Here is a 24,116-nt window from a genome sequence, read left to right on the forward strand (position 1 = left end):
AATCCCTAAACAATTAAAGACAAAACGAAAAGTATTGAATGTAAACGTTTTGATATGTGTTGAAGGGAAACAGATATTTCCTTTACGCGCCTGCAAATGAGGGGACAGTATGATAAGGACAAACATTCCAAAAGGTTATACGCTAGTTGAAGTCTGCATCGTAATCGCCTTGCTGGCCATCATATCGACTTTGGCTATTCCTGCCTGGCAGAACTATTCGTCCAACATCAATTTAAAAACAGCCGCAAGAGAAGTAATGTCTGATCTTCTCAACGCAAGGCAGCGGGCAATTGAAGAGAATCTCAGTACTTACCGTATCACTTTTAATGTGGGTGAAAACAATTATACCCTTTCACGTACCGACACCGGAATTACATACTGGACAAAACCATTAACATCTTACGGAAGTGGCATTTCCATACAGAGCGTCAACTTTAATAACGGTTCCGTAGTTAGTTTTCAAAGACGTGGAACAGTAACAATGGGAAACTTGGTCCTGACAAACCTAATAGGATCAAAGGCTACCATTACTGTCCAAATAACAGCGAGAACGTATGTACAGTATAATATGCAAAAATAATAAGGGAATATCACTGGTTGAATCAATCATTTCCGTCCTGCTCGTTTCCATAGGACTGATTGCTTTCATGTCTCTGCAACCAACTTCTTGGAAAACCAGCGCTCGTACCGATTATCTCGGACGAGCAATTATGGTACTCAATAATGAGATTATGACCCAGGAACTTTGGATCATGAACCCCTGCAATACCGTAACGACGGGAACGGTCGATAAAGTTTTATATTCCAGCGACCAGCAAACGGCTCAGTCGGGCGATGTAAGTTTTAATGTTCAAACGGTTACAAGTGCCGTTTCCGGCAGTGCAAATACATGGAAAGTTACAGTAACGGTAACTTGGCCGCCTTTGAGTACACGGGGCATTACAGATAATATGATAGTCACCAGACAGGAATCTTTTCGTTTTGGATGTATATGAAAAATCATAAAGGCTATACATTAGTGGAAGTTTTAATTGCGCTTGCTTTGGGTGTTATAATCCTCTCCGCCATTTATTCATTGGTAAACATGGGGCAGAAGTCTACCTACAATATTGAGAGAAGAGTGGCGGCTCATCAGGATGTCCGTACCGCTCTGGAAATGATGTCCATGGAAATTCAGATGGCCTCTTACAATCCAAGACCCGACTATGAAGGCAGTAACTTCTGGGTATCTTCCGGGAGCTGCACTGCTTCCACTAATCAGATATATAAAGGTATTCAGACAGCGACAGATTCTTCCATCACCATCGAGATGAATCTCGACGGAAGCGCCAGTATAGGCGATTCTATCAATGAGGTAATCAACTATACTTACGATTCTAACAACCAATACATCAGCCGTTCGACGAATTGTACAGGAGGTAATCAGCCTTTTTTAGGAGATGTACCGGGCAATCTCCGGGCGGTTCGCGTAATTAATACCAGTGCAGTCCCGGTTTTCCGTTACTTTAATGCACTGGGAGCCGAAATAGCAGCCTCGTCATTACCGGCAGGAATTCCGAACGTTGCCAGAATAGACATTACTCTATGGGTAGAGACGGAAAATGCCGATTTGAATACAGGACAAAGAAAAAAGTCATTTTATTCTACAAGTATAATTCCGAGGAACCATGTTATCATTAAATAAAATAAAAGACGTTTTAAATACGAAACATCAAGGTGGTTTTTCTCTAGTTGTAGCACTTCTTGCTATCTTGATCCTTATGGGATTAGGTTTTCTGGCCATTTCCGTCACGACAAATGATCTTCAGATTACCACCAGAATCGTCGGAGAAAAGAAGGCATTGATTGCGGCTGAAGCAGGCATTAACATGCTTTCACATAGTTTCGCACCGGATACTTCATCTAGTGTAAGCGGACATGTGGTTGATTCCTCCGACCCGGCGTCAATTTATTCGATCAGTAATGCGACTCGTCCGACTTCTGGCGCTGATACACTGCCATTAAAAGGCTACGCAATTGGAGGAGGCCAGCAATGGGGACAGATGCTTTTTAATGTCCGGGTAACTGGTGAAAACACCTATTATGGAAGCCAGGTACAAATAGATGTGGGAATGGGCTACGGCCCTGTTGAGATAACCACCATGTTTAGATAAGGGGGGCTTTTATGTTAATAAAGAAAATAATAACAATCTTATTTATTATTGTCCTTTGTCTTTATGTCAATATATCCCACGCAGATGACACAGATGAAATGGCTCTATTTACCAGTTCGCTGTCTCCGGACACTCTTTTAATTCTGGATTTGAGCGGAAGTATGGAATGGAACCCTGAAGGAGGCACCAATATATGGGGGAATTCCTCCTGTAGCGGAACATTTTACTCTTCACCAACCACCGGATATACAACCAATTGCAGCCGTCTGGCCATAGCCAAGCGGGCTATCTTCGGCATTTTGGACGACAATGGCGACAACAGCCTCACCGCCGCTGATGAAACCAGCCTGGGCGTAAGAATAGGATATATGAGATTTTATAACGGCAATGACACTGCCGGAGATTATCTAACCGGATACAATAGGCTTTCCAAGGCAATAGGAGTCACCTACAGACGTATTTATTGCAATAGTTCATCCAGTTGTTCTATCAACAGCGTATGCAGAACATGTTCCTGCGGATCAACCTGCGCAGAGTATTCTCCCTGCGTCAACAGCGAATGTGCCTACGGCGGCACTCCTCTTGCCGCATCCCTCAACGAAGCAAAACTTTATCTCGACGTTCATAAAACCGCGGACGGCGCTTCCGGGGCCTGCCGTCAGAAGTTTGCCATTGTAATCACAGACGGGGCAGACACTTATGCCTGTAGCGGTAACGGTACAGAAACACAAGCCGACATGTATAAAAGACGTCGAGAATCCGTTGCCAAAGCCAAGGCGCTGGCCGATGCCGGGTACCGACTTTTTGTCATCGGGTTCGGCAAGTCTATGCCTGATTATCTGGAAAATACTTTACACTGGATGGCCTATTTTGGCGGAACGGATAACCCCCTGATCGCAAACACGGGTAGCACATCAGCCTACGTTCCTTCCGCAGTCACCTCCTGCGGGGCTTCGGAAACAACCGGCACCTGTGACGGCAGCAGTACAAACTGCTTTGCCAATTCCAATGATCCTGGAAATACTGCTCTTTCCGGATACGCCTTTATTGCCACCGACGGCGATCAGATTGCCACCCAGCTTAAATTGGCTTTCAGTATTATTCGTGAAGCCAATTACTCTTTTTCGCAAGCCTCCGTACAGTTAAACAGAACCGTTGATGAAAATTACATTTATGAGGGCACCATCCAACCCATTTCCAACGATCCCTTCTGGTATGGTCATTTGAGAAAATACACTATCAATACAGACGGCAGCAGGGGAAGCGAATTATGGGACGCGGGAACGGTTTTAATGAACACAAGTGACTCCGTCCGTAATATGAAAACGTACAAAACGGTTTCCGGAGCCGGTACAATAATCGATTTTACAACATCAAACCTGACCAACGCTGATCTTGCCGTTACAACGGACGATCTTCGCAGTAAGGTGGTCGGCTTCTTCCGTGGTGAAAGCGCCTATAATCTGGAAAGCTGGAAGCTGGGTGACATTTTCCGCTCCAAACCGATTACAGTGGGCACACCTTCTTCTTTCTTTGAAGACGTCAGGGACACAAATCACGCTTTTGCCACGCACAGGACAAATCATAAACGTGCCACCAATGATCCTGTTCTGGGTTATACGGGAAGAGTAGTTCTCGTCGGAGCCAATGACGGACAATTACATTCCTTCAAAACCAGCGATGGAACCGAGGCCTGGAGTTTCATTCCTCCCAATCTTTTATCACGTTTGAAGATGATCGCGCACAACACTCACCCGACAACCTTGACACATCAAAGCTACGTTGACGGGCCGGTAAGTGTCGCTGACGCGTGGGTTCCTGAAACAGCGAACAGTGGAACAGCAAAAAGCGCTTCCGACTGGCAAACAATCCTGTTATTCGGAGAAGGACAAGGAGCCGGAACAAACCTCTGGAGTACCTCCACGAATTGCGATGCGGGATTCAATCAGACATATTCGACTACTTATCCATACTATTGCGGTTATCATTGTCTCAATGTAACAAATCCATTGGTCCCTACCTACTGCGGACCAACAGGCTCAACCACCACCAAGTGGTTACGTTTAGGATTATCATCTTCCCAGACATATATAGGAGCTCCTTGGAGTTCGCCGATGATCGGCCGGGTTATGGTTAACGGCAATGAAAAATGGGTAGCCTTTATCGGCGGAGGATTTTCCTCACCCGGCGCGGCAAACAGCGGCAAAGGAATTTTTGTTTTTGATCTCGTCAATGGAAATCTACTGTGGAGTTATACCAAAGCAGACAATTCTGATCTGGATAATCCCATGCCGGCAACCCCCTCTATTGTTGACATAGATAACGACGGATTTATTGATACGGCCTATTTAGGCGATACCGGCGGCAATATGTGGCGTTTCAAATTTTGCAGGGCAACGAGCGGCACTTCCTGCGGTACTTCCAACTGGACAGGTGGACGTTTTTTCCAGGCGAACAGTTCTTCGGGGATTCGTCCGATTTTCACCACCGCTTCGGTGGCCAAGGACGGCGTGGGTAATATTTGGGTCTATTGGGGAACGGGGGACAAACTTGATCCCACCAGCCCAAACGCCCAGGAAAAATTTTACGCTTTAAAGGATACGGACTTTACCAGCACCCGCACCATCAGCGATATGCAGAATATTACCGATGAGGGAGGAACATATTCAGGTAGCGCTTATGGTTATTACATTAATCTTACCGGACAGGGAGAGAAGATACTTGCCGAACCGACGGTATTTGGTGGCGTTGTCTACTTTACCTCCTACGTGCCGGCTTCGAGTAATGATCCCTGCGCTCAGGGTGGAACAGCAAAATTGTGGGGAATCAATTACACGACCGGCGCGGGAGCGCTTAATATTATAGGATCTACGCCTTCAACTACGTTGCCCCGTTCAATGACCATAGGAACAGGTATCGCTTCCGCTCCTGTTGTTTCGATGAGACCTGGAACTGACGCTACACCTGATCTCTATGTAACTACCAGCGGCGGTGGCGGCATAGACGGTCAGACTCAACGTGCCAATATAACTCCCCAAAGCCTGGTGAATAGGACAAACGTTCTTTTCTGGAGAGACACACGTATAGAATAGCTGGTAGATCTTGGCGTGATGGGTGGCAAATGTCCCCATCACGCCAAGCGACTACTATCGATGGATTAAATCATCTGTCAGATAAAAAATCACTGAAACATTTTTAGTTGTTACAATATAGTCTCTTGGATTTTCCTTGTCGGATAATACAAGAGGCCTTTTTGTCTTTAACATCGCCTGCTAAATTTCCATGTCTAAATTACTACCATAATAACTGGTGTAGGCAAGCATATCAAGAAACTTTGCCCCGAGTATTCGGATAATTAAATTTTGACATATTATTCAATATAATTTATGGAACTAGCAGCTAATTTTTCATAATTTAGATTTTGTAAGATTAAAAAATACTCTCTAAAATAAAGGAGCGATTTTTATGAAAACAAAAATTACTGATTTATTCGGAATTGAATATCCTATCATTCTGCCCGGTATGAGTTGGATCAGTGTACCGGAATTAGTCGCCGCGGTTTGCAACGCCGGAGGCATAGGTTATCTCGCCACCGGCCCTTTAAGTCCGGCCAAAACCAGAGAATCCATCAAACGAATTAAAAAGCTTACGAACAAACCTTTCGGAGTGGGTATCACCCTTTTGATGCCGGGAGCTCATGAAAACGCCATGGTCGCGATCGAAGAAAAAGTTCCCGTTCTCAACATATCCCTCGGCAAGGGTGAAGATTTGATAAAAAAAATTCACGCTTACAACGGCAAAGTAATAGCCACGGTGACAACCGTTCAACACGCGCTTGCCGCTCAAAAATCAGGAGCGGATGCTTTGCAGGTAACCGGCTATGAAGCTGCGGCTCACGGCAGTCAGATTCCGACAATGGTTCTAGTCCCTGCTGTAGTAGATGCGGTTAAAATACCTGTGGTCGCGATAGGCGGAATCGCTGACGGCCGGGGAATGGCTGCGGCTTTTGCCTTGGGTGCTGAAGGTGTTGGAATGGGCACGAGACTTTCCATCACGAAGGAAAGTCCTGTTCATGATTTCTGTAAGAAAAAGCAATTGGAAAGCACAATAGAAGACACAATATATTCCAATAGATTCGATGCTCTATTTTGCAGAGTTTTAAAAACCCCTTCCGCTGAAAAAGCGTTCAAACAAGGCCGCAATCTTCGCAAAGGTCTTAAGGCATCGTTCGCAATTGCTAAGGCAGTGGACATTCCATGGATGAAACTGGCAACGGCAGCTTCATCCGGCCCTAAAGGTGAAAAATCAGAGAGGCCTAAAGAATCCGGCGCAAATTCCGGTTCCGCATCAAAGCCAAAAGAAAAGAAATCTTTAATGGACAAAATGCTTAAAGTCCCCAGAACGGGAATGAATCTCATGCATATGGCTCAAGCTTACGTCGATATCCAGCATGCGACGGAGACTGGCGATCTGGATAAAGGATTTTATCTTTCAGGACAGGTCCAGGGCATAATCCATGATATACCGACAGTAGCAGAGGTGATTAATAGAACCGTGAAAGAATTTCTCAAAATTCAAGAAGAAGTTGCGGCAAAAACAAAATAGCAATTATTTGACTGATTTTCTGCGCAACGCCCATTTGATGATTATATCAGATGAAAGTCGAAACAGCGAAGGAGTCAGACGTTGGGTGAGCCAGAGCCATTTTGCCATGAAGCCGGGCACCATTATAAACTTCTTACGCGCAACGGCCAGCAGCATATGCGCGACTACAGATTCTAGTTTTACCTGACCGGCCATATTTTTAAGTATGCGGCTTTCATAGGGCATGGTTTTCATTTCATCAAGCAGCATCGGCGTATCTATCTCAGGAGGACATACCAATGTTAGATAAATCCCCTTCTGCTTCAATTCTCCTCTCAAACACTCTGCTAAACCAACCAGCGCAAATTTTGAAGTGCCGTAAGCGGTATATCCACACATACCAACTAATCCGGCCATTGAGGAAATGATGACAATATGCGCTCCCTTTTTCATTGCGGGAAGAACTTCAGCAATCATATTACGAGTACCGTACAGGTTTATTTTCATGACAGCATCAAATGTGTCGTAAGAAATATTCCCCAAATAATCACAGCTGATAATTCCAGCACTATTAATTAGAATATCAGGCGTTCCGAATTCTTTCACCGCCTGTGGGATTACATGGGACAGCTCGTCACTATTGGAAACGTCCACACTCAGACATCGGATAAACTGTGCGGAGGATACTCTGAATTGCTCTATATTTCGGCGTGCATCTTCGAGCTTCGCGCTATTGCGTGCAATAATTGTAAGATTGGCATCATAGCTGAAAATTTTTCGCGCGAGTTCCAGGCCGATCCCGCTTGATCCTCCTGTAATGTAAACATGCTTGTTTTTATAATAGTTCATGTTTATTCTCCTTTGGAATTATCATTTTCAGCGTAGCATTAAATGGAAATAATATGCGACGATATATCAATAAGAGTCTCTTTTAAATCAAGATAAGAAAAGTTTCATATTCCGTATTCCGCACGTTCGATAAGTTCAAGCTGCATATCACGATTTAGTGTTACAAAATAGGCGTTGTAACCCGATATCCGTACAAGAAGATTACGATAATTTTCCGGGTGCGCCATCGCATCTTTGAGCATATCTGATGTAACCACGTTTAGTTGTATCTGCATGCCGCCCAGTTCGAAATAAGTCTTAACGTAAGAGAACATATCATCCACTGTCTTTTCGCGTGAGTCGCCCGCTGAGGGTACCACCTTGACATTGAAGGCAATATTATTGTTCAGGTTTAGAGGATCAAGTTTAGCCACATCACGTATATTGTCGAGCAGGCTCTTTGATGCAAACGGCTGCGGTGTAAGGCCAGGTGTAAAGGGCTTGCCGGCAAGCCTTCCAGAAGGTAGAGCGCCCGTGAGCGTTCCAAAAGCCACGTGGGTGGACATTGACCAGAATCCGGTGGTGTATCTTCCGCCGCGGTAGTGCGGCAAACCACCATAATAATCATGCGCCCATTTTGCGATGCGATTGGCCATAGCTACGGCTTCTTCACTTCCGGAACCAAACAGGGGTACTTTTTTTTGCACCAGCGCCAGCAGAGCCGGGTCGTTTTCAAAGTTGGTGTCTACGGCTCTTTTCAAGTCCATAAAAGGAATTTTCTCATCATCATAGACGAGTTTTTTGATTACCATAAGCGAGTCAGTAACATCCGCAAGACCGATTATAGCAGTGCCGGAACTGTTGTATTTCGCGCCGCCTTTGGTGACATCTAATCCTTTTCGAATAGAATCATCAATAAGTGACGAAAGAAGCGGTGTTGGTCGCAGATACTGGTGAGCCTCAGCCAGCATGTGGTTATATTCAATGGATTGGTCGATAATGAATTTGAATTGCTCCGTGAACGCGTCGAAAAAATCATCGAATGTTTTAAAATCACCGCGTGCTACAACGCCGGTATCGGGACCCAATTTCCAGTCGGTAAGCGGGTGCCTGCCGTTATTCATGGCCATTTCCAGAGCGGCAACCATATTCATCATCTGCATGTTGGTGTGGCCAATGTGTTTGCCGGATAAAGTAGGTTCAACACATCCCGTGGCCGACCAGTTACGGATATCCTGAATATCGTAGTTCATATTAGAAAGAGAAGAAATAATTGCGGCGTCGTTGTGCATGGAAGGCGTGGCCGCGGTAATAAGGTTAACCTCGCAAAGCCGTTTCAGGTAAGTATCACTATTTACACCAGGCATAAAACGTGCGTTTACATTGGGGTCACGGATGGAGAGTATTTCGGTAACCTTAAGAAAAATATACGTCATATCATTTACGGCATCTTTGCCCTCGGGAGTGATACCACCTAAAGTTATGGCCTGATCTGAAGAACTGCCGCCGAAATAGAAATTGGCCAGGTCTGGTGTAAGCGGGAAATGGTCGGTACAACGCATATAGAAGTGGCCAATAAGTTCCAACGCGTGATGTATATACGCTTCACGCGCGCTTTTCGATTTTATTTTTTCCATGTCCGCAACAAAATATGGTTGAAGCCACTGATCTAGTCTTCCCAGCGAAAGCCCCGCGTTCATGCTTTCCATATGGAGCCCCACCCATGTAATCCACATAGAATTAACTGCCTCTTCAAGAGTGCGGGCTGGGTTTTCCACTACGTGCTCGCATATTGATGCAAGGGTTTCGAGTTCTGCCCTGCGTCCCGGATCCTTTTCCGCCGCGGCATCTTTTAGAGCCTGACGCGAAAGGTTTTTGGAATAGGCCGTAAGTCCTTCCAGGCAAAGTACCATTGATTCAAGTGTCGCCTTTCTCTCCGGGTTTGTCTCTCTTTCTAATTCTGTTTTAATTTCCGCAATTATTCCCGAAGTGCCCAGGCGTAATATCTTGGGGAAATCAGGAATAGTGTGGGATATCGTTGCTACCTTCCAATTAAAATAAAGCGCAAATCGTTCATCAATTTGCTGGCACAAAGGGTTGTTATATTTTCCCCGCACCCACTCGCGAAAATTTCGTTTTATCCAGTAGGGGAATATATCATTATGAAGGAGCTCGCGAGTCTCTTCGGAAATGTCGAAGGGATTGTACGTACGGTACGGCATGGTGATGAGCTCATTCCATATGATAACTGCGCTCCCCTCAGGGTATAAGGGACATCCTATCTTTTTACTCGTGGTGGTCCCGGCAATAAGTGAATCATCGCCAATTATTGGCTTACGGTTTTCCATTAGATATTTGTATGCCAAAGCTTTGCGCATGACCGGAATATAAGGATGACCGTTATTGTCAATTTCAAAACCGTTTTTTCTGTGCCACTCTGTTACAAGTCGGGGAATTTCCGGACACACCTCCGGTTTTACGGTGAGGTGAATGTCGAGAATTTTTTTGAGACGCGGAAAACTATCGAGGCTGTAGTCCGGAAGATAGGGATCCTCGAGATATTGTACGCCCGCATCTATTTTCACACATTTGAGTCGTAACTTTCTTCGCGAGGAAAGTTCATCGCTCAAATCTTTGCGGGCATCAGGAGCCTTTTTCAGCAAGCTTTTTTGGGCATTATTCCTCTCTTTTTCCATGAGCTTTATTTGTTTTTTGTTGATCAACAGGGAAAGAAGAAAAGCGAAGAGGTTAAGATAGGTAATGCTTCCATCAACCCGTGCCTCATTCTTGAGGATCATGTAAATCTGATCAGTGGATGTACCACCAAGTAGTTTCCTCACTGCGGTGTCGGTGCGAAATCTTATCACTGCATCGGCTCTGTTGGGCATGCCGCGTACAATGGACACTGCGCCTTCCCGAAAAACGATACCCGAGAATACCGAACCGCTTTCGGTACGGATACCGATAGCGAAATTCAGCGGACCATCCGATGTTATAAGATATCTTTTCAGTGCGGACCGATAATTGAAGTTCGCGGCCATTACCTTCAGAAGCCCATGCAGTATCAATCCTGTAGGAGACATTTTTGCTTTATCAGCAATTTCAGTATGAATTAGCATGACAGGACATCCCTTTACTGCAATATTTCTAAGAAAACGACACCTTTGTGTTAATCCAAAGTTAGTAGTGAGGGTTTCCGTTCGAACTAGCCAAAGAATATATACTAATCGGTGTTAACGGAGATACGACTATTTCAATTGGACAGTCACTACCTTGTTCAGAACAGCCTGAGCCTTGATAAGCTTTCTATACTTTGTATCGATCTTATTGAGATTCTTGGACAGAAGAGCCTTGAGCAAGTCCCCCTCTACCTCGGCAACACCCAGCCGTTCGTAATAATCAAGCATTTCCTTCATATGCGCCAGAACAATCATACCTGTAAGGATGGGATGATTGTTCGTCACGTTCGCGTCATCGAACATTGTACCGTGCTCAAGTTCCACTTCCAATCCCATACGAAATTCTTCGAGAGGAATGGGCATCTTTTTAACATTGACAATTTTGAGGATGACACCGGCTTCTTTTGCTGTTACTTTCGGCTCTTTAATTTTAGTCCAATCCCTCAAACCCAATTCTTTACAAACCCTTTTCACCTCGCTGACGGTTACATACTGCGGAATCTTCATAACTATAGCTCCTATAATTCATTTACAATTAATTTAGATTTTACTGAGCCGACAATCCGCCATCCACGTGGAAAATACTACCAGTGATGTAGTCCGAGGCTTTGGATGCCAAAAAGACGGTCAGGCCTTTGATCTCGTCCTCATCGCCGTACATTTTGAGTGGAATAGCAGCCACGGTAAGGTCAAGAATCTGTTTATTCTCCGGCTTGAAGATATAGGACATCATATCGGTCTTAAAAAATCCCGGAGCAACGCAATTAACATAAATTTTGTAACGGGCTAATTTTATAGCCAGCGTCTTAGTTAAACCCTCTACTGCAAACTTGGAAGGATTATAGGCTATAGCCGGATGTTCTTCTTCATTAGAACCTCGTGAGCCATAGATTGATGAAATATTAATCATCTTGCCTCCACCCTTTTCTTTCATGATTCGAGCCACCTGCTGGGACAGGATCCACACGCCCTTGACATTCACGTCGAATATTTTTTCCCATTTATCCAATGGGAAATCCAGAGTTGGTGCTCCCCAGGTGAGTCCGGCGTTATTGACCAATATATCAATGGTACCGAATTTATCCATTGTGGTTTTGACCAGGTTGTCAATATCTTCCTTTTGGGCCATATCACATTTAACAGCAAGAGACTTAACTCCCAGTTTTTCCAATTCCTTTGTTTCTTTTTCGCAGTTTTCCAGCTTGCGCGAGGCAATCACCACATTCGATCCCGCCTCAGCCAACCCCGTAGCCATGAATTTGCCAATACCTCTACCACCACCGGTAACTAAGGAAACCTTACCTTTTAAATCAAACAAATCTTTTACATTCATTACAAGCTCCTTAAGTAATGTAGTTATTTACGTTGAAAGTATATGAAGAATGATCTTTTGTGTCAATAAAATATAGATGATTAAAAATCTCAAAAATAAAGAAAATGGATTACAGCATGCACCATAACCCCTTGAAATAAATGGTAGGCGGTACTGGATTTGAACCAGTGACTTCTACCGTGTGAAGGTAGCACTCTCCCGCTGAGTTAACCGCCCAAGTGAAGTTTGCTATAACTTAAAGCATCCCTTATTTCAAGAAAAAAAGTTTTTTTACATCAAGCACAAAATACCTAAGAATCAGTCTTAAGCAAATCCGGATAATGCTCAGGTGTGCGATCGTTAAAGATTTTGATTTTATTTTTTATTAAAAACTTTTAAGGCCAACCCCTCCGCTATCCTCTATGATGAGGATAGCGGAGGAATTGTATAGAGTTACAGCTTGAAGCTAGAAGGGACAATTTGTTTGTTAAAGCATTTCAAATATAGCGGCAGCTCCCATTCCACCACCGATACACATGGAGACAATGCCGCGTTTTGCTTTTCGGCGTTGTAGTTCATGGAGCAACTGAGCAGTCAGTTTGGCACCCGTGCAGCCCAGTGGATGACCCAGGGCAATAGCGCCACCGTTAGGGTTAATGTCACCTGCATTCAGACGGTCTTCAATTCCGATCTTGCGGATACAGTAAAGCGCCTGTGATGCAAAGGCCTCGTTGATTTCAAACACATCAATATCCTTCGTTGTCAAACCAGCCATTTTTAGAACCTTCGGAATAGCATATGCCGGACCGACACCCATTTCTTCAGGTTTGCAACCGGCTACAGCGTAATACGCCAACTTGGCAATCGGCTTCACACCTATAGCCTTGGCCTTTTCTGCCGTCATGACTAGAGTAAATGCGGCACCATCAGTCATCTGAGAAGAATTGGCCGCAGTGCAGTTTCCGCCCTGTTTGAATGGTGATTTCAATTTAGCCATATCCGCGATGCTGACCGGCCATCTTACACCATCATCAGTATCAAATACGAATTCCGTACGGACGCGTTTTCCATCCTTATCTTTCTTATATTTGAAGGCTTTGATGGGAATAATCTCATCCTTAAATTTACCGGCCTGGATGGCTTCATAAGCTTTACGGTTACTTTCCACACCGAACTTATCCAGATCTTCGCGGGAAACATTGTAATTCATCGCAACATTTTCCGCGGTGTTTCCCATGTTCATGTATACATTGGGCATAGTGGCGTAATCCCAGTCAGGATTGGGGCGGAAGATACCGCCGCCCATAGGGATATGGGTCATGGACTCGCAACCACCGGCGATAATTACTTCTGACCAGCCGGCGCGAATCTTCGCCGTAGCGTCAGCAATTGACTGAACACCTGATGAGCAGAAACGGTTAAGGGTCATACCGGATACCGGCTCGGGCAAACCGGCGCCGACAGCCAATACTTTACCGAAATTCATTCCTGCTTCCGCTTCAGGAAACGCACAACCGACAATTAGATCATCAATATCATTGGGATCAAGCTGGGGAACTTTCGCCAGCAAACCTTTAATAACCTGAACACCATAGACGTCGGCACGGGTATCGGCCAAACCGCCTCTTTTATATCTTCCACCGGCACTCCTTACGGATGCGACAATGACAGCTTCACTCATAATATATTTCCTCCTTACAGGCTTTTGTTATGTTAAATGCCGGAGGCCTGAGGCTTCAACCACAAGTCGGCCGGCATATCCTTTATTTTAGTTGCGCAGGGGTTTGCCAGTTGATAAAATGGCACTTATTCTATCTTGCGTCTTCTGTTCACCGCAGAGGCTCATGAAAGCTTCTCTTTCCAGATCCAGAATCTCCTGTTCCGTCACAAAAGTTCCTTCCGCGCAGGTTCCTCCACCTAGTACATGAGCAATCTTCATAGCAATGTGAGCATCATATTCAGAGGCGTATTTACCGGCCTTCATGTTACTGATGATAGCTCCAGCCACGCCCCGCAGATTTTCTCCCATGACGGGAATAAGAGCTGGTTTCGGCGGTTTATAGAACTTGGACATACCCAGAACAATCTGTTTGGCTTCGAAAATCTGCATGTCTCGGCTCATGTTAATCATGCAGGTCTTACGGATAAAACCTAAATCCTGAGCTTCCTGAGCGCTTGTGGCAACCTTGGCAGTGGCGATATTTTCAAAAATCTTGCCAAAATGATACTGCATATTCAATCCGGACTCTACAACACCAGCCGGAATTCCTTCCGTCATACGTAAGGCCATTTCCTTACAACCGCCGCCGGCTGGAATAACTCCAACACCGACTTCGACAAGACCCATGTATGTTTCACCGTTAGCTAGACAATAGTCGCCATGCATAGCGATTTCACAACCACCGCCTAGAGCCATGCCTGCTGGAGCCGTAACAACGGGCTTGGGCAGATATTTCATCTTCATATTGGCATTCTGCAATCCTGCAACCATTTTCTCCAATTCAACCCATTGTTTTTCAGTAATGGCACACAATACAGCAAAGATGTCGGCACCGGCAGAGAACATACGCTGATCATGGTTGGCAACGACCATACCAAGGAAATCTTTATTCACGATATCGCAACTCTCCGATATCATCTGAATCATATCGGCATTAACAGAATTCATCTTGGTATGGAATTCCAGACAGGCGACACCGTCACCAATGTCCACAAGTGTTGCAGCCGCATTTTCTTTAACGGTTTTCTTTCTTTCCTTGAGACCGGACAGTACGATGATTTTAGGATTCTCAGCCATCTTCACATAGCCCTTCTTCTTGAAATCATAGTAGGACTTGACGCCTTTACTATCGACCTTGTAGAAAGATGTGCATTTCTTCTTCAGCATTTCTTCGATCTTGGCGGGAACTTTTTTGCCGAGTTTCTTCATTACTTCAACGGCTTCTTTAACGCCTACAGCATCCCATGATTCAAAAGGACCAAGCTGTTGATTGTAGCCCCACTTCATAGCATTGTCTATCTCAACGATTGTATCGCATATTTCGGGAATGCGGTTGGTAGCGTAAATGAAGTTGTTGCACATATATTCGCGCAGATAATCGCCGGCGGCATCCTGTCCGTTGAAAGCTACTTTCATACTAACTGCAACACCGGAATCGGCCCACTTCTTTGCTTCGGAAATAGACGCGAATTTTGGTTTCTGGGCTACGGCATATTCCATGGTCTTCCAGTTAATGGCGTATTTAACGTTCTTGCCGTTTTCGTCCTTTACTTTCTTGTAATAACCACCTTTGGTTTTGTTACCAAGCCACTTGTTGGCTATCATTTTTTTCGCAAATTCCGTGGGGGCAAAGGTATCACGGCATTCATCGTCGGGAACAGCGTCATAGAGGTTCTGCGCAACATGAGTACCGATATCGAGACCGACCAGATCTATTGTTCCGAAGATTGCTGTGCCGGGACGGCCGACTGCCTTACCGACAATGGCGTCAACTTCTTCAATACTCATACCTTTTTCCATCATGACCTTACCGGCATTACACAGATCATAGACACCGACACGGTTGCCGACGAAATTGGGAACATCCTTGCATATAACAACGCCTTTACCGAGGACTTCCTCGCTGAATTTTACCATATAATCGACGACTGCCTTATCCGTATCCGCACCGGGAATGATCTCCATTAACTTCATGTACCGGGGCGGATTAAAGAAATGGGTTCCCAAAAAATGCTTCTTCAGGTTAGCGCTGAATTTAGCGGAAATGTCTTTGATGGGAAGACCGGAGGTATTTGTGGAAACTATACATGTCGGTTTAACAACTTTTTCCACCTTGGCAAAAAGTTCCTGTTTGATTTTTAGGTTTTCGACAACAACTTCACAAACCCAGTCACAGTCGGCCAGCAATTTTAAATCGTCTTCAAAATTACCTATTGTAACCATTGAAGCATTGCTTTTCGCATAAAAACTAGCCGGTTTCGACTTGGTGACCCCAGCCAATCCGTTTGCAGCAAACCGGTTGCGCCACGCCGGGCTTTTCTCTGTTAATCCTTTCTTCTTATCGTCCTCGGTAAGTTCAAAAGGAATGATATCCAGCAAATAGCACTCAATGCCGGCATTCGTTAAATGGGCTGCGATACTCGCACCCATAACTCCCGCGCCTAAAACGGCAGCTTTCTTGATCTCCAATGACATGACTTTCCTCCTTTGCCTTTTCTTACTTCAATCTTTTGGATTATCTTAAATATTCATCACGCTTTTTTTAAGCCCTTGATAAATATCTCCAATGCTAATTTAATTGTGGAATGAATTCTTTCTCTTCGTTTTTCCTGCGCCCCCGAAAAAATATACAGGGAGATAATTCCATTAAGCAAACCCCAGATCGCATTTCGATTTTGCTTTAAATTAATATCTGCGGAAAATTCTTTTGACGCTGCTTCCTGAAATATTTTTCCAATAACATCTATTGACCTGGCATTTGCGTTAATAATTTGAGAGTTAAGCTCCTCTGTTAAATTTATTTTAGCTGGTTGCAGCATGTAGGTCATAAGTATCCTGAATAATTCTGGCTCATTGAGGAAAAAATCAACATAGATACAGGAGAATTCAAACAGCAAGTCATCCACCGATTTTTTCTCATCAAATAAAACAGAAACATGCTGAGTAAAGTTATCAATATCATTCAGTAGAATTTGTGCGTAAATTTCTTCTTTACTATTAAAGTAAAGATAAATTGATCCTTTACCTAATTCGGAGGATTTGGCAATTTCATCTACGGTAACATTATTAAAACCTTTTTTAAAGAACAGAGTTCGCGCTGATTTGAGAATTAGTTTCTTACGGTTATCTTTCTCTTTTCCTCTACGTTCCTGAAGTCCCAAAGCAACCTTCTTCCTGCCTGAAATACGCGCATATTTAAAACAACGGTCAATATCTGACCAGCGGTCAGACACAAGTAAAACAATAAACCCTAAAAGTCAAGAAAAATAAAATAATTTTTAAGATAAAAATAGTGAAATTTTTTTCTATAATTATAAGGTTAATTTTACAAGTATTTGTATTTATGAAACAAAACATAATATTAACGGATAAACGATCGCGCCCAATGGCCGAATCAGATTTATCTTTATGCTAAAATAATTGGTGTTTATATTTCTCAACTATTACGAACATCTTGGCATTATTATTCATTGCATATTCATAAATCCCCCCATGTTGTAATACCTATATTTCATTGACATACAAAACGCTTCTTTATATATTCCCTCTCTAAAAAGAAATTTATTATCAAATTCTTATGTCGGTTCAATAAATTTGCTTTTTCAAACTGCCTCATTCAGAAAGGTACGTGCCGAAAGATGCCAATTAATAAAGTCAGCAGATTAAACTTTCTTATCCAGATACTTCTGGGTATGACAATTTTATTCTTGTTAGTTACGTTAATTATACTAAGCATGCTGCCACCCATCGCTACCGACGCACTGATTCACCACTTAGCCATTCCCAAACTCTGGCTATTAAACGGCGGATTCTATGAAATCAAATGGTCAGTATTCTCTTATTATCCCATGAATGTTGACCTGCTTTATCTCATACCACTTTATTTCCATAATGATATAGTTCCCAATTTTATTCATATGGGTTTTGGTATCGGAACGTCATGGCTGATTTTTCGTTATCTCAGCGATAAATTTAATCGCGTTACGGGATTATTGGGAATTCTTGTTTTTATCAGCACTCCTATAGTGATGCGGATGTCAACTGTTGCCTATGTTGATCTCGGTCTTACATTTTTTACGACAACCAGCATTCTCGCCTATCTTCATTGGCGCAATAACGGATACAATGAAAACAAATGGCTTTTTATTTCATCTATCGCCATGGGTCTGGCCTTGGGAACAAAATATAACGCCCTGATTGCCTGGTTTGTACTATTAATGGCAATTATTTTTTTCTACTCCCGCGATGAAAAAACACAGTGGCCGGCGGTAAAGTATGGTGCCATCTTCTTTATCATTTCTCTTCTTATATTTTCTCCCTGGCTTATAAAAAATCTGATCCTGACAGGTAATCCTCTATTTCCTTTATTTACAGGATTTTTTAACACAAACGTTAACGGCATTGCCAATGACGGAAATACTTATAGCGTGGTTTCCGGTAACAGCTACATGGGCATGTTTAAATACCGGGCAATGCTCTATGGTGAAAGCTTCTGGGAGACATTGATGATCCCCCTGCGATTTTTTTTCCAGGGACAGGATTTTTCAGATCGTTATTTTGACGGCGTCTTAAATCCAATACTGATTATTATGATTCCTTTCGCCTTCATGAACAGATCCTTTCAAAAGGACAAATTCTTTTTTGTCCTTTTTGCCTTTTTTTTCATCCTTATGGCCTTTTTACTCGATCAACTGCGGATCCGCTATATACTTCCGGCCATACCCATCCTCGCCATTCTTACGGTAATGGGTATAATGAATGTCTTAACCTGGTCTGCAGAAAAAGCTGCTCCAATAAAATACTTCTATACAGGAATCATTTTATTATTTCTGGTAATGTTCGGGGCTAAAAACATCATGTACTTAAGCAATTACTTTCAGAATCTTCAACCCCTCAAATATATTTGCAACATGGAAACGAGAGATGAGTACATTAACCGCCACATGAAAAGCTATGCTGCCATGTCTTATATTAACAAACAAACACCCCCAAATTCCAGAATCAGGCTTATCTTTCTGGCTGGACGGGGATACTATCTGGATCGCCTGTACGATGACGATTCCTCTTTCGGAATGAATGTTATTCAAAATCTTGTCGCAAAATCCAACGACGATAAATTTTTTCAAAAGTATCTCCATTCGCTCGGATGCACGCATTTGCTTGTGCGAACTGATTTGTATTGGAAATATCTGCAAGATAATTATTCTCTGGAAAAAATAAACAGATTATCACGGCAAATGAAAAGGTCCACAGAAACGATTTATGAAGCCAATGGATACGTGGTATACAGGTTAATATCCCCGAACTAATCCGTTGGAAATAGAAAATTCAAAGAATGTTATTCGATTAAAATAAGTTAAAAGGAATGTAATTATAGTATGCCCGTCCGGCTATTTTTCTTTGCGCATAATAATTGCATTTTACAAATTCTTCCGATTTTCCTTGTAGTACAGACTAAATATCTAAAGACTTCTCCAGACAAAAGCTTGTTTAACGATATAGCCCGTAATTGGATAAACTATATTACATGTGTCTTTTTTTAAAACTCGGAAGAAAACGAAAAACCCCAAAAATTGTAAATACAGAACCCAGAACAAGCATAAAAAAAGCCGAAACAAGCGAAGGACTACCTCCATACATGGGGATATTACGATCGGGATTTGAGGGGTTGTATCTTATTTCCAAATTATCATTAACCTGCAGAGCATCCCACTGTTGCTTGGCGATAATACTGCTGGCGTTTATTTTATTGCCGGTGGAAGACATAAACCAATAATCCATATAATAATTGCCGCTGCCGTCAGTAGCCGTCCGATAATGTTTTTTAGTTATATGGCCACCGGCCCGCCCGCTATACTCCTTTATACGGGTATGTTCTAAATAGATGCCCCAGCTGCCAGCCAGGAAAAAACATCCTATCCCTAGACAGATAAGTCCACCTAAAATGCCGGAAAAAGAAACCTTCAACCTTTACCTCCTGCACCAATTATGTTTTTTTATATGAGAATTGTTTGACTCATTTTAGTAGAAAACACAATAAATTATTTTGCAAAAACAAAGTTAAGAATATTATTCAGACAAAAAAAGGAGCGTTATAAAACGCCCCTTTTTTGTCTGTTATGAGTTGAATAATTCTATTTTGCTGCCGGGGTTACCACCAACGTACCATTGGTAACAGTATAGACTGCATTAGGTGTACCCAAACCCCAGTTTGCGGAACCGGCACATGTAATAACGAAATTACTCTCGTTAGTCCAACTACCAACTGTAGTTGATACATCGGAAGACTGAGAATATCCGCCAACTGTTAAATCTGTGGTTCCTACTGTTACACCGCTATGATCAGCACTATAGGCGATAGCGGCAGTGTAAGCATTTTTACAATCACTATTGATGGTGGCAACATAGCCTCTTTTTCTATACTGTATGAACTGCGGAATAGCGATAGCCGCCAGAATACCGATAATCGCGATAACGATCATCAACTCAATCAACGTGAAACCTTTCTGTCCTTCTTTACGGAAAATTTTTAACATAATAGACCTCCTTTTATAATAGTATTTTAATTTTTGTTGCTTGCCATGTTACTAATTAACTTTATTTTCCCTATCATACTTTATTTCTCCGACATCTTAAGTTACAGCAACATATATGCCAAACACAGCAGACATATCGAATCCATCAATAAAAATATAATTTATTGTGTAAAATCAAAGACAAATATTTAATATGCATCTGGATGAAAGTAACTATAGATAAAGCCGCCTGCCAAAAAAGTGGTTATTTTCACCAAAACTACCGTGATTTCCACCTTCCACTAATTAATTATTCCCCCTCGTCATAAAATATGATATTAATTACCAGTTTAAAATTAAAGAAGGTGGAAATGTACGAAGTTACAATTATAAAATCGTTTTCTTCAGCACATCTTCTGTCCCAAATCGGCGGAAAATGCGAGGAACTGCATGGCCACAATTTCAAAGTGGAAGTGACTGTTTGGGCAATGGATTTAAAAGAATCGGGATTGCTGATCGACTTTCGGATAGTTAAAAAATGGCTGGATGAGATTCTGGATCAAATGGACCATAAACACTTAAATGAGCTTCCCTTTTTTTCCGGAATCAATCCATCAGCGGAAAATATAGCTAAATATATATGCGAAGAAATGGCACTAAAAGTTAAAATATCCGGGGTCAAAGTGGCGCGTATAAAAATCTGGGAATCGGAAAATGCAGCTGTTACTTATATACCCCAATAACGTTAAAACATCTTTTTAAATAATTGCTTTATTATGATTGACATTCAAAACCAGAAAGATTTTCGCAATATAGATATTAAAAAAGTCGGCGTGAAAAATATAAAATACCCGATTATCGTCCTTGACCGGGTTAAAGGAACACAGATTGTCAACGCAACGATAAATATGTACGTCAATTTGCCTCATCATTTCAAAGGCACACACATGAGCCGTTTTATAGAGGCGCTCAATGAATTTAAAGGCCAAATCAGCATTAAAACTTTTCAGTCAATTTTGGAGAAGACAAGACAAAAGCTGCATGCGCATTCCGCTCATATGGAAATTGAATTCGCTTATTTTCTGGAAAAAACGGCCCCCGTTTCCAAAGCGAAAAGTCTCATGGAGTACCACTGTATATTTTGCGGAGAAAGTAACGCAGAAAAGTCCGATTTCCAGGTGGGAGTCATGGTTCCCGTTACAACCGTCTGCCCCTGCTCACGCGAAATAAGCCAGTTTGGAGCTCATAATCAGCGCAGCATCGTAACAACAAAGGTCCGTTTCAGAAAATTTTTCTGGATAGAAGATTTGATAAAAATTGTGGAAGATTCCGCCAGTGGTGAGGTATACTCCCTTTTAAAAAGAGTGGATGAAAAATACGTAACGGAAAAGGCCTATGAAAACCCCAAATTTGTTGAAGACGTCGTTCGCAGCGTTGCAGTGAAACTAAATAAAGACGATAATTTTACCTGGTATTGCATTGAAGCGGAAAATTTTGAAAGCATTCACAATCACAGCGCTTACGCTTATGTAGAGAAAGGATAAATTCATGCCGGCAAGAAAAAAGAATGAGTTCTTTAATTTGTATAATCATGGTTTTATTCGCACCGCTGTTTGCATTCCGGAACTGAAGGTTGCCGATACCGTTTTCAACACGCAAAGAACTATTGAACTGGCTCGGGAAGCATCTTCTCATAAGGCAATTCTGACCATTTTTCCGGAGTTGGGATTATCCGCTTATTCCAATGAAGATCTGTTTCATCAGGACGCTCTACTGCGGGGCGTTCGTGAAGCTATTACCGAAATTAAAAAAGCGTCTGAAAAGATCAATACCATTATCGTAACCGGCGCACCACTGCAAGTTGATTGCCGTCTTTTCAATTGCGCTGTTGTCTTTTACCACGGGCAAATACTAGGTGTGGCCGTAAAATCATACCTGCCTAATTATCGTGAGTTTTATGAAGCCAGACAATTCACTCCCGCCGTCAATGCATTTTCTTACCAGATAGAATTAGCCGGGCAGAAAAATATTCCTTTTGGTGCTGATATTATATTTAAAGCTGCCAATATTAATAATTTCATTTTTTTTCTCGAACTTTGCGAAGATTTATGGGTTCCTATCCCGCCATCAAGTTTTGCGGCAATGACCGGAGCTACCGTTATCGGCAATTTATCAGCGTCCAACATCACCATCGGCAAATCCGAATACCGCCATCAGCTTGCCTCTAATCAATCAGCTCGCTTAGTCGCCGCTTATCTTTACGCTGCCGCCGGCCCCGGCGAATCCACGACCGATCTGGCCTGGGACGGCCATGCCATGATTTACGAAAACGGCAATATCCTTGCCGAATCCGCCCGCTTCGCGCAAAAGGCTCAAATAATTTACAGCGATCTGGATCTTGACCGTCTGGCGCAGGACAGGATGCGCTTAACTTCCTTCAGTCAGAACGCCGCCGCTCATAAAGAAAAAGTTTTATCCTTCCGTAGAACGGAATTTAATGTAAGCGTTCCCAATGGAAAGATTCTGTTAAATAGAGAATATCCCCGTTTTCCTTACATTCCGGCCGATCCTTCCAAACGCGACCAGCGCTGTTATGAAGCTTACAACATACAGGTTCAGGGCTTATCAAAACGTTTGAAGTCGTCAGGCATATCTAGTATTGTTATTGGTGTTTCCGGAGGCCTTGATTCCACTCACGCTCTTATTGTAGCCGCAAAAACAATGGATTCTCTGAACTTACCCAGATCGAATGTTAAGGCCTACACCATGCCTGGCTTTGCAACGTCCGCGAAAACCTACAACAATGCTTTAAAACTGATGAAAGCACTTGGCGTGGAAACAAATGAAATCGACATCAAACCAGCCTGTCTGCAAATGTTAAAAGATATTAAACATCCATACGCTAAGGGTAAAAAAACCTTCGATATTACTTTTGAAAACGTTCAGGCCGGACAACGTACGGCGCATCTTTTCCGCCTCGCCAACATGCGTAACGCTCTGGTAGTAGGCACGGGAGATTTAAGCGAACTGGCTTTAGGCTGGAGTACTTACGGAATTGGCGATCATATGTCGCATTATAACGTCAATGCCAGCGTTCCCAAAACTCTTATCCAACATTTAATTCGCTGGGTCGTAAATACCAATCAATTTTCACGGGAAGTTTCTAAAATTCTCATTGATGTTCTGGAAACGGAAATATCTCCTGAATTGATTCCCGGCAAAACGGGCAGCCAACCCAATCAAAAATCAGAAAACACTGTTGGCCCTTATGAGCTTCAGGATTTTAATAATTTTTATATAACCCGTTTCGGCTATCTGCCTTCAAAAGTAGCGTTCTTGGCTTATCATGCCTGGAGGGATAAAACAAAAGGTCTCTGGCCGGACATTGCCACAGATAAAAGAAACGCCTACAGTTTGAAAGAAATTAAAAAATGGCTTTATGTTTATTTGTACAGATTTTTTAAAACTTCTCAGTATAAACGCTCGTGCGTACCCAATGGACCTAAAGTAGGTTCCGGCGGATCGCTTTCACCGCGCGGCGACTACCGCGCTCCCAGTGACAGCGAAGCCGAAATCTGGCTGAAAAATTGGGGAAATATTCCTGATTCCGGAGGGTGACAATTGAAAATGAGGGAAACCTACAAAGATTTTGATGCCACAGAATTGTTCTGTCCTCGATACAAAAGAGCTGTTGCCGTAAGAAAAAGATTGTTGCTGATTCTCCAGGAAGGAGAAAAGTATGATTATTGTTGCGTCTATTGCGGAACTTCCGTGGGTGATAAACTGGTCAAAGCAAATATGAATTCAAAACTTATACTTTGCTGA

Annotated in this window: 20 protein-coding genes and 1 tRNA gene; 11 read left to right on the forward strand and 10 right to left on the reverse strand. The window is 42.8% G+C overall.

What is annotated here, in order from left to right:
- The first annotated feature begins 109 nt into the window (after positions 1 to 109).
- From CVU62_06695 to CVU62_06720, 6 genes are all read left to right on the forward strand, one after another.
- The gene (locus tag CVU62_06695; protein ID PKN38518.1) at positions 110 to 580 is read left to right on the forward strand and encodes a hypothetical protein; all 471 of its coding nucleotides are present in this window, start codon (positions 110 to 112) and stop codon (positions 578 to 580) included.
- On the forward strand, positions 555 to 995 hold the full coding sequence (locus tag CVU62_06700; protein PKN38519.1) for a hypothetical protein: 441 nt from the start codon (positions 555 to 557) through the stop codon (positions 993 to 995). Before CVU62_06695 ends, CVU62_06700 begins: the two co-directional genes overlap by 26 nt.
- Complete coding sequence (locus CVU62_06705; protein ID PKN38520.1) at positions 986 to 1,684, forward strand: hypothetical protein; 699 nt, start codon at positions 986 to 988, stop codon at positions 1,682 to 1,684. Before CVU62_06700 ends, CVU62_06705 begins: the two co-directional genes overlap by 10 nt.
- A 67-nt stretch (positions 1,685 to 1,751) precedes the next feature.
- Positions 1,752 to 2,153, forward strand: a complete 402-nt coding sequence (locus CVU62_06710) for a hypothetical protein (GenBank protein PKN38521.1) — start codon at positions 1,752 to 1,754, stop codon at positions 2,151 to 2,153.
- A gap of 11 nt (positions 2,154 to 2,164) precedes the next feature.
- Entirely contained in the window at positions 2,165 to 5,245 is a 3,081-nt protein-coding gene (locus CVU62_06715) for a hypothetical protein (protein PKN38522.1), read from the forward strand.
- 373 nt (positions 5,246 to 5,618) lie between these two features.
- Complete coding sequence (locus CVU62_06720) at positions 5,619 to 6,758, forward strand: enoyl-ACP reductase (GenBank protein ID PKN38523.1); 1,140 nt, start codon at positions 5,619 to 5,621, stop codon at positions 6,756 to 6,758.
- A 3-nt stretch (positions 6,759 to 6,761) separates the two neighbouring features.
- On the opposite strand, the gene CVU62_06725 is transcribed toward CVU62_06720, so the two are convergent.
- The 8 genes from CVU62_06725 to CVU62_06760 all read right to left on the reverse strand — a co-directional run bounded on the left by CVU62_06725 (position 6,762) and on the right by CVU62_06760 (position 17,021).
- Entirely contained in the window at positions 6,762 to 7,586 is an 825-nt protein-coding gene (locus tag CVU62_06725; GenBank protein PKN38524.1) for a short-chain dehydrogenase, read from the reverse strand.
- A 104-nt stretch (positions 7,587 to 7,690) separates the two neighbouring features.
- Positions 7,691 to 10,684 carry a formate acetyltransferase gene (locus CVU62_06730; protein ID PKN38525.1) on the reverse strand — a complete coding sequence of 998 codons (2,994 nt, stop codon included), beginning with the start codon at positions 10,682 to 10,684 and terminating at the stop codon, positions 7,691 to 7,693.
- A 129-nt stretch (positions 10,685 to 10,813) separates the two neighbouring features.
- Positions 10,814 to 11,251 carry a hypothetical protein gene (locus tag CVU62_06735; GenBank protein ID PKN38526.1) on the reverse strand — a complete coding sequence of 146 codons (438 nt, stop codon included), beginning with the start codon at positions 11,249 to 11,251 and terminating at the stop codon, positions 10,814 to 10,816.
- 40 nt (positions 11,252 to 11,291) lie between these two features.
- Positions 11,292 to 12,077 carry a gluconate 5-dehydrogenase gene (locus CVU62_06740; protein ID PKN38527.1) on the reverse strand — a complete coding sequence of 262 codons (786 nt, stop codon included), beginning with the start codon at positions 12,075 to 12,077 and terminating at the stop codon, positions 11,292 to 11,294.
- Between the two features lie 141 nt (positions 12,078 to 12,218).
- Positions 12,219 to 12,293 (reverse strand) — tRNA-Val (locus tag CVU62_06745).
- A gap of 250 nt (positions 12,294 to 12,543) precedes the next feature.
- The gene (locus CVU62_06750; GenBank protein ID PKN38528.1) at positions 12,544 to 13,737 is read right to left on the reverse strand and encodes an acetyl-CoA C-acyltransferase; all 1,194 of its coding nucleotides are present in this window, start codon (positions 13,735 to 13,737) and stop codon (positions 12,544 to 12,546) included.
- An 87-nt stretch (positions 13,738 to 13,824) separates the two neighbouring features.
- A complete protein-coding gene (locus CVU62_06755) occupies positions 13,825 to 16,251 on the reverse strand; it encodes a 3-hydroxyacyl-CoA dehydrogenase (protein PKN38529.1) in 2,427 nt (808 codons plus the stop codon).
- Between the two features lie 56 nt (positions 16,252 to 16,307).
- Entirely contained in the window at positions 16,308 to 17,021 is a 714-nt protein-coding gene (locus tag CVU62_06760; GenBank protein ID PKN38530.1) for a hypothetical protein, read from the reverse strand.
- 393 nt (positions 17,022 to 17,414) lie between these two features.
- On the opposite strand from CVU62_06760, the gene CVU62_06765 reads away from it, so the two are divergent.
- The gene (locus CVU62_06765) at positions 17,415 to 19,085 is read left to right on the forward strand and encodes a hypothetical protein (protein PKN38531.1); all 1,671 of its coding nucleotides are present in this window, start codon (positions 17,415 to 17,417) and stop codon (positions 19,083 to 19,085) included.
- A 214-nt stretch (positions 19,086 to 19,299) separates the two neighbouring features.
- Here CVU62_06765 and CVU62_06770 read toward each other — a convergent pair whose 3' ends face one another.
- The gene (locus CVU62_06770; protein ID PKN38532.1) at positions 19,300 to 19,743 is read right to left on the reverse strand and encodes a hypothetical protein; all 444 of its coding nucleotides are present in this window, start codon (positions 19,741 to 19,743) and stop codon (positions 19,300 to 19,302) included.
- A 167-nt stretch (positions 19,744 to 19,910) separates the two neighbouring features.
- Complete coding sequence (locus CVU62_06775; protein PKN38533.1) at positions 19,911 to 20,312, reverse strand: pilus assembly protein; 402 nt, start codon at positions 20,310 to 20,312, stop codon at positions 19,911 to 19,913.
- A gap of 350 nt (positions 20,313 to 20,662) precedes the next feature.
- Between CVU62_06775 and queD the strand changes: the two genes are divergently transcribed.
- Genes queD through CVU62_06795 form a run of 4 tightly spaced genes read left to right on the forward strand, consistent with a single transcriptional unit; the run spans position 20,663 to position 24,116 of the window.
- On the forward strand, positions 20,663 to 21,034 hold the full coding sequence (gene queD, locus CVU62_06780) for a 6-carboxytetrahydropterin synthase QueD (protein ID PKN38534.1): 372 nt from the start codon (positions 20,663 to 20,665) through the stop codon (positions 21,032 to 21,034).
- A 33-nt stretch (positions 21,035 to 21,067) separates the two neighbouring features.
- On the forward strand, positions 21,068 to 21,835 hold the full coding sequence (locus CVU62_06785) for a GTP cyclohydrolase I FolE2 (GenBank protein ID PKN38535.1): 768 nt from the start codon (positions 21,068 to 21,070) through the stop codon (positions 21,833 to 21,835).
- Positions 21,836 to 21,839: 4 nt separating this feature from the next.
- Positions 21,840 to 23,909, forward strand: a complete 2,070-nt coding sequence (locus CVU62_06790; protein PKN38536.1) for an NAD(+) synthase — start codon at positions 21,840 to 21,842, stop codon at positions 23,907 to 23,909.
- 9 nt (positions 23,910 to 23,918) lie between these two features.
- Positions 23,919 to 24,116 carry a cytoplasmic protein gene (locus CVU62_06795; protein PKN38594.1) on the forward strand — a complete coding sequence of 66 codons (198 nt, stop codon included), beginning with the start codon at positions 23,919 to 23,921 and terminating at the stop codon, positions 24,114 to 24,116.

It is taken from the genome of Deltaproteobacteria bacterium HGW-Deltaproteobacteria-2 (assembly GCA_002840505.1).
Lineage (GTDB): Bacteria > Desulfobacterota > Syntrophia > Syntrophales > Smithellaceae > Smithella.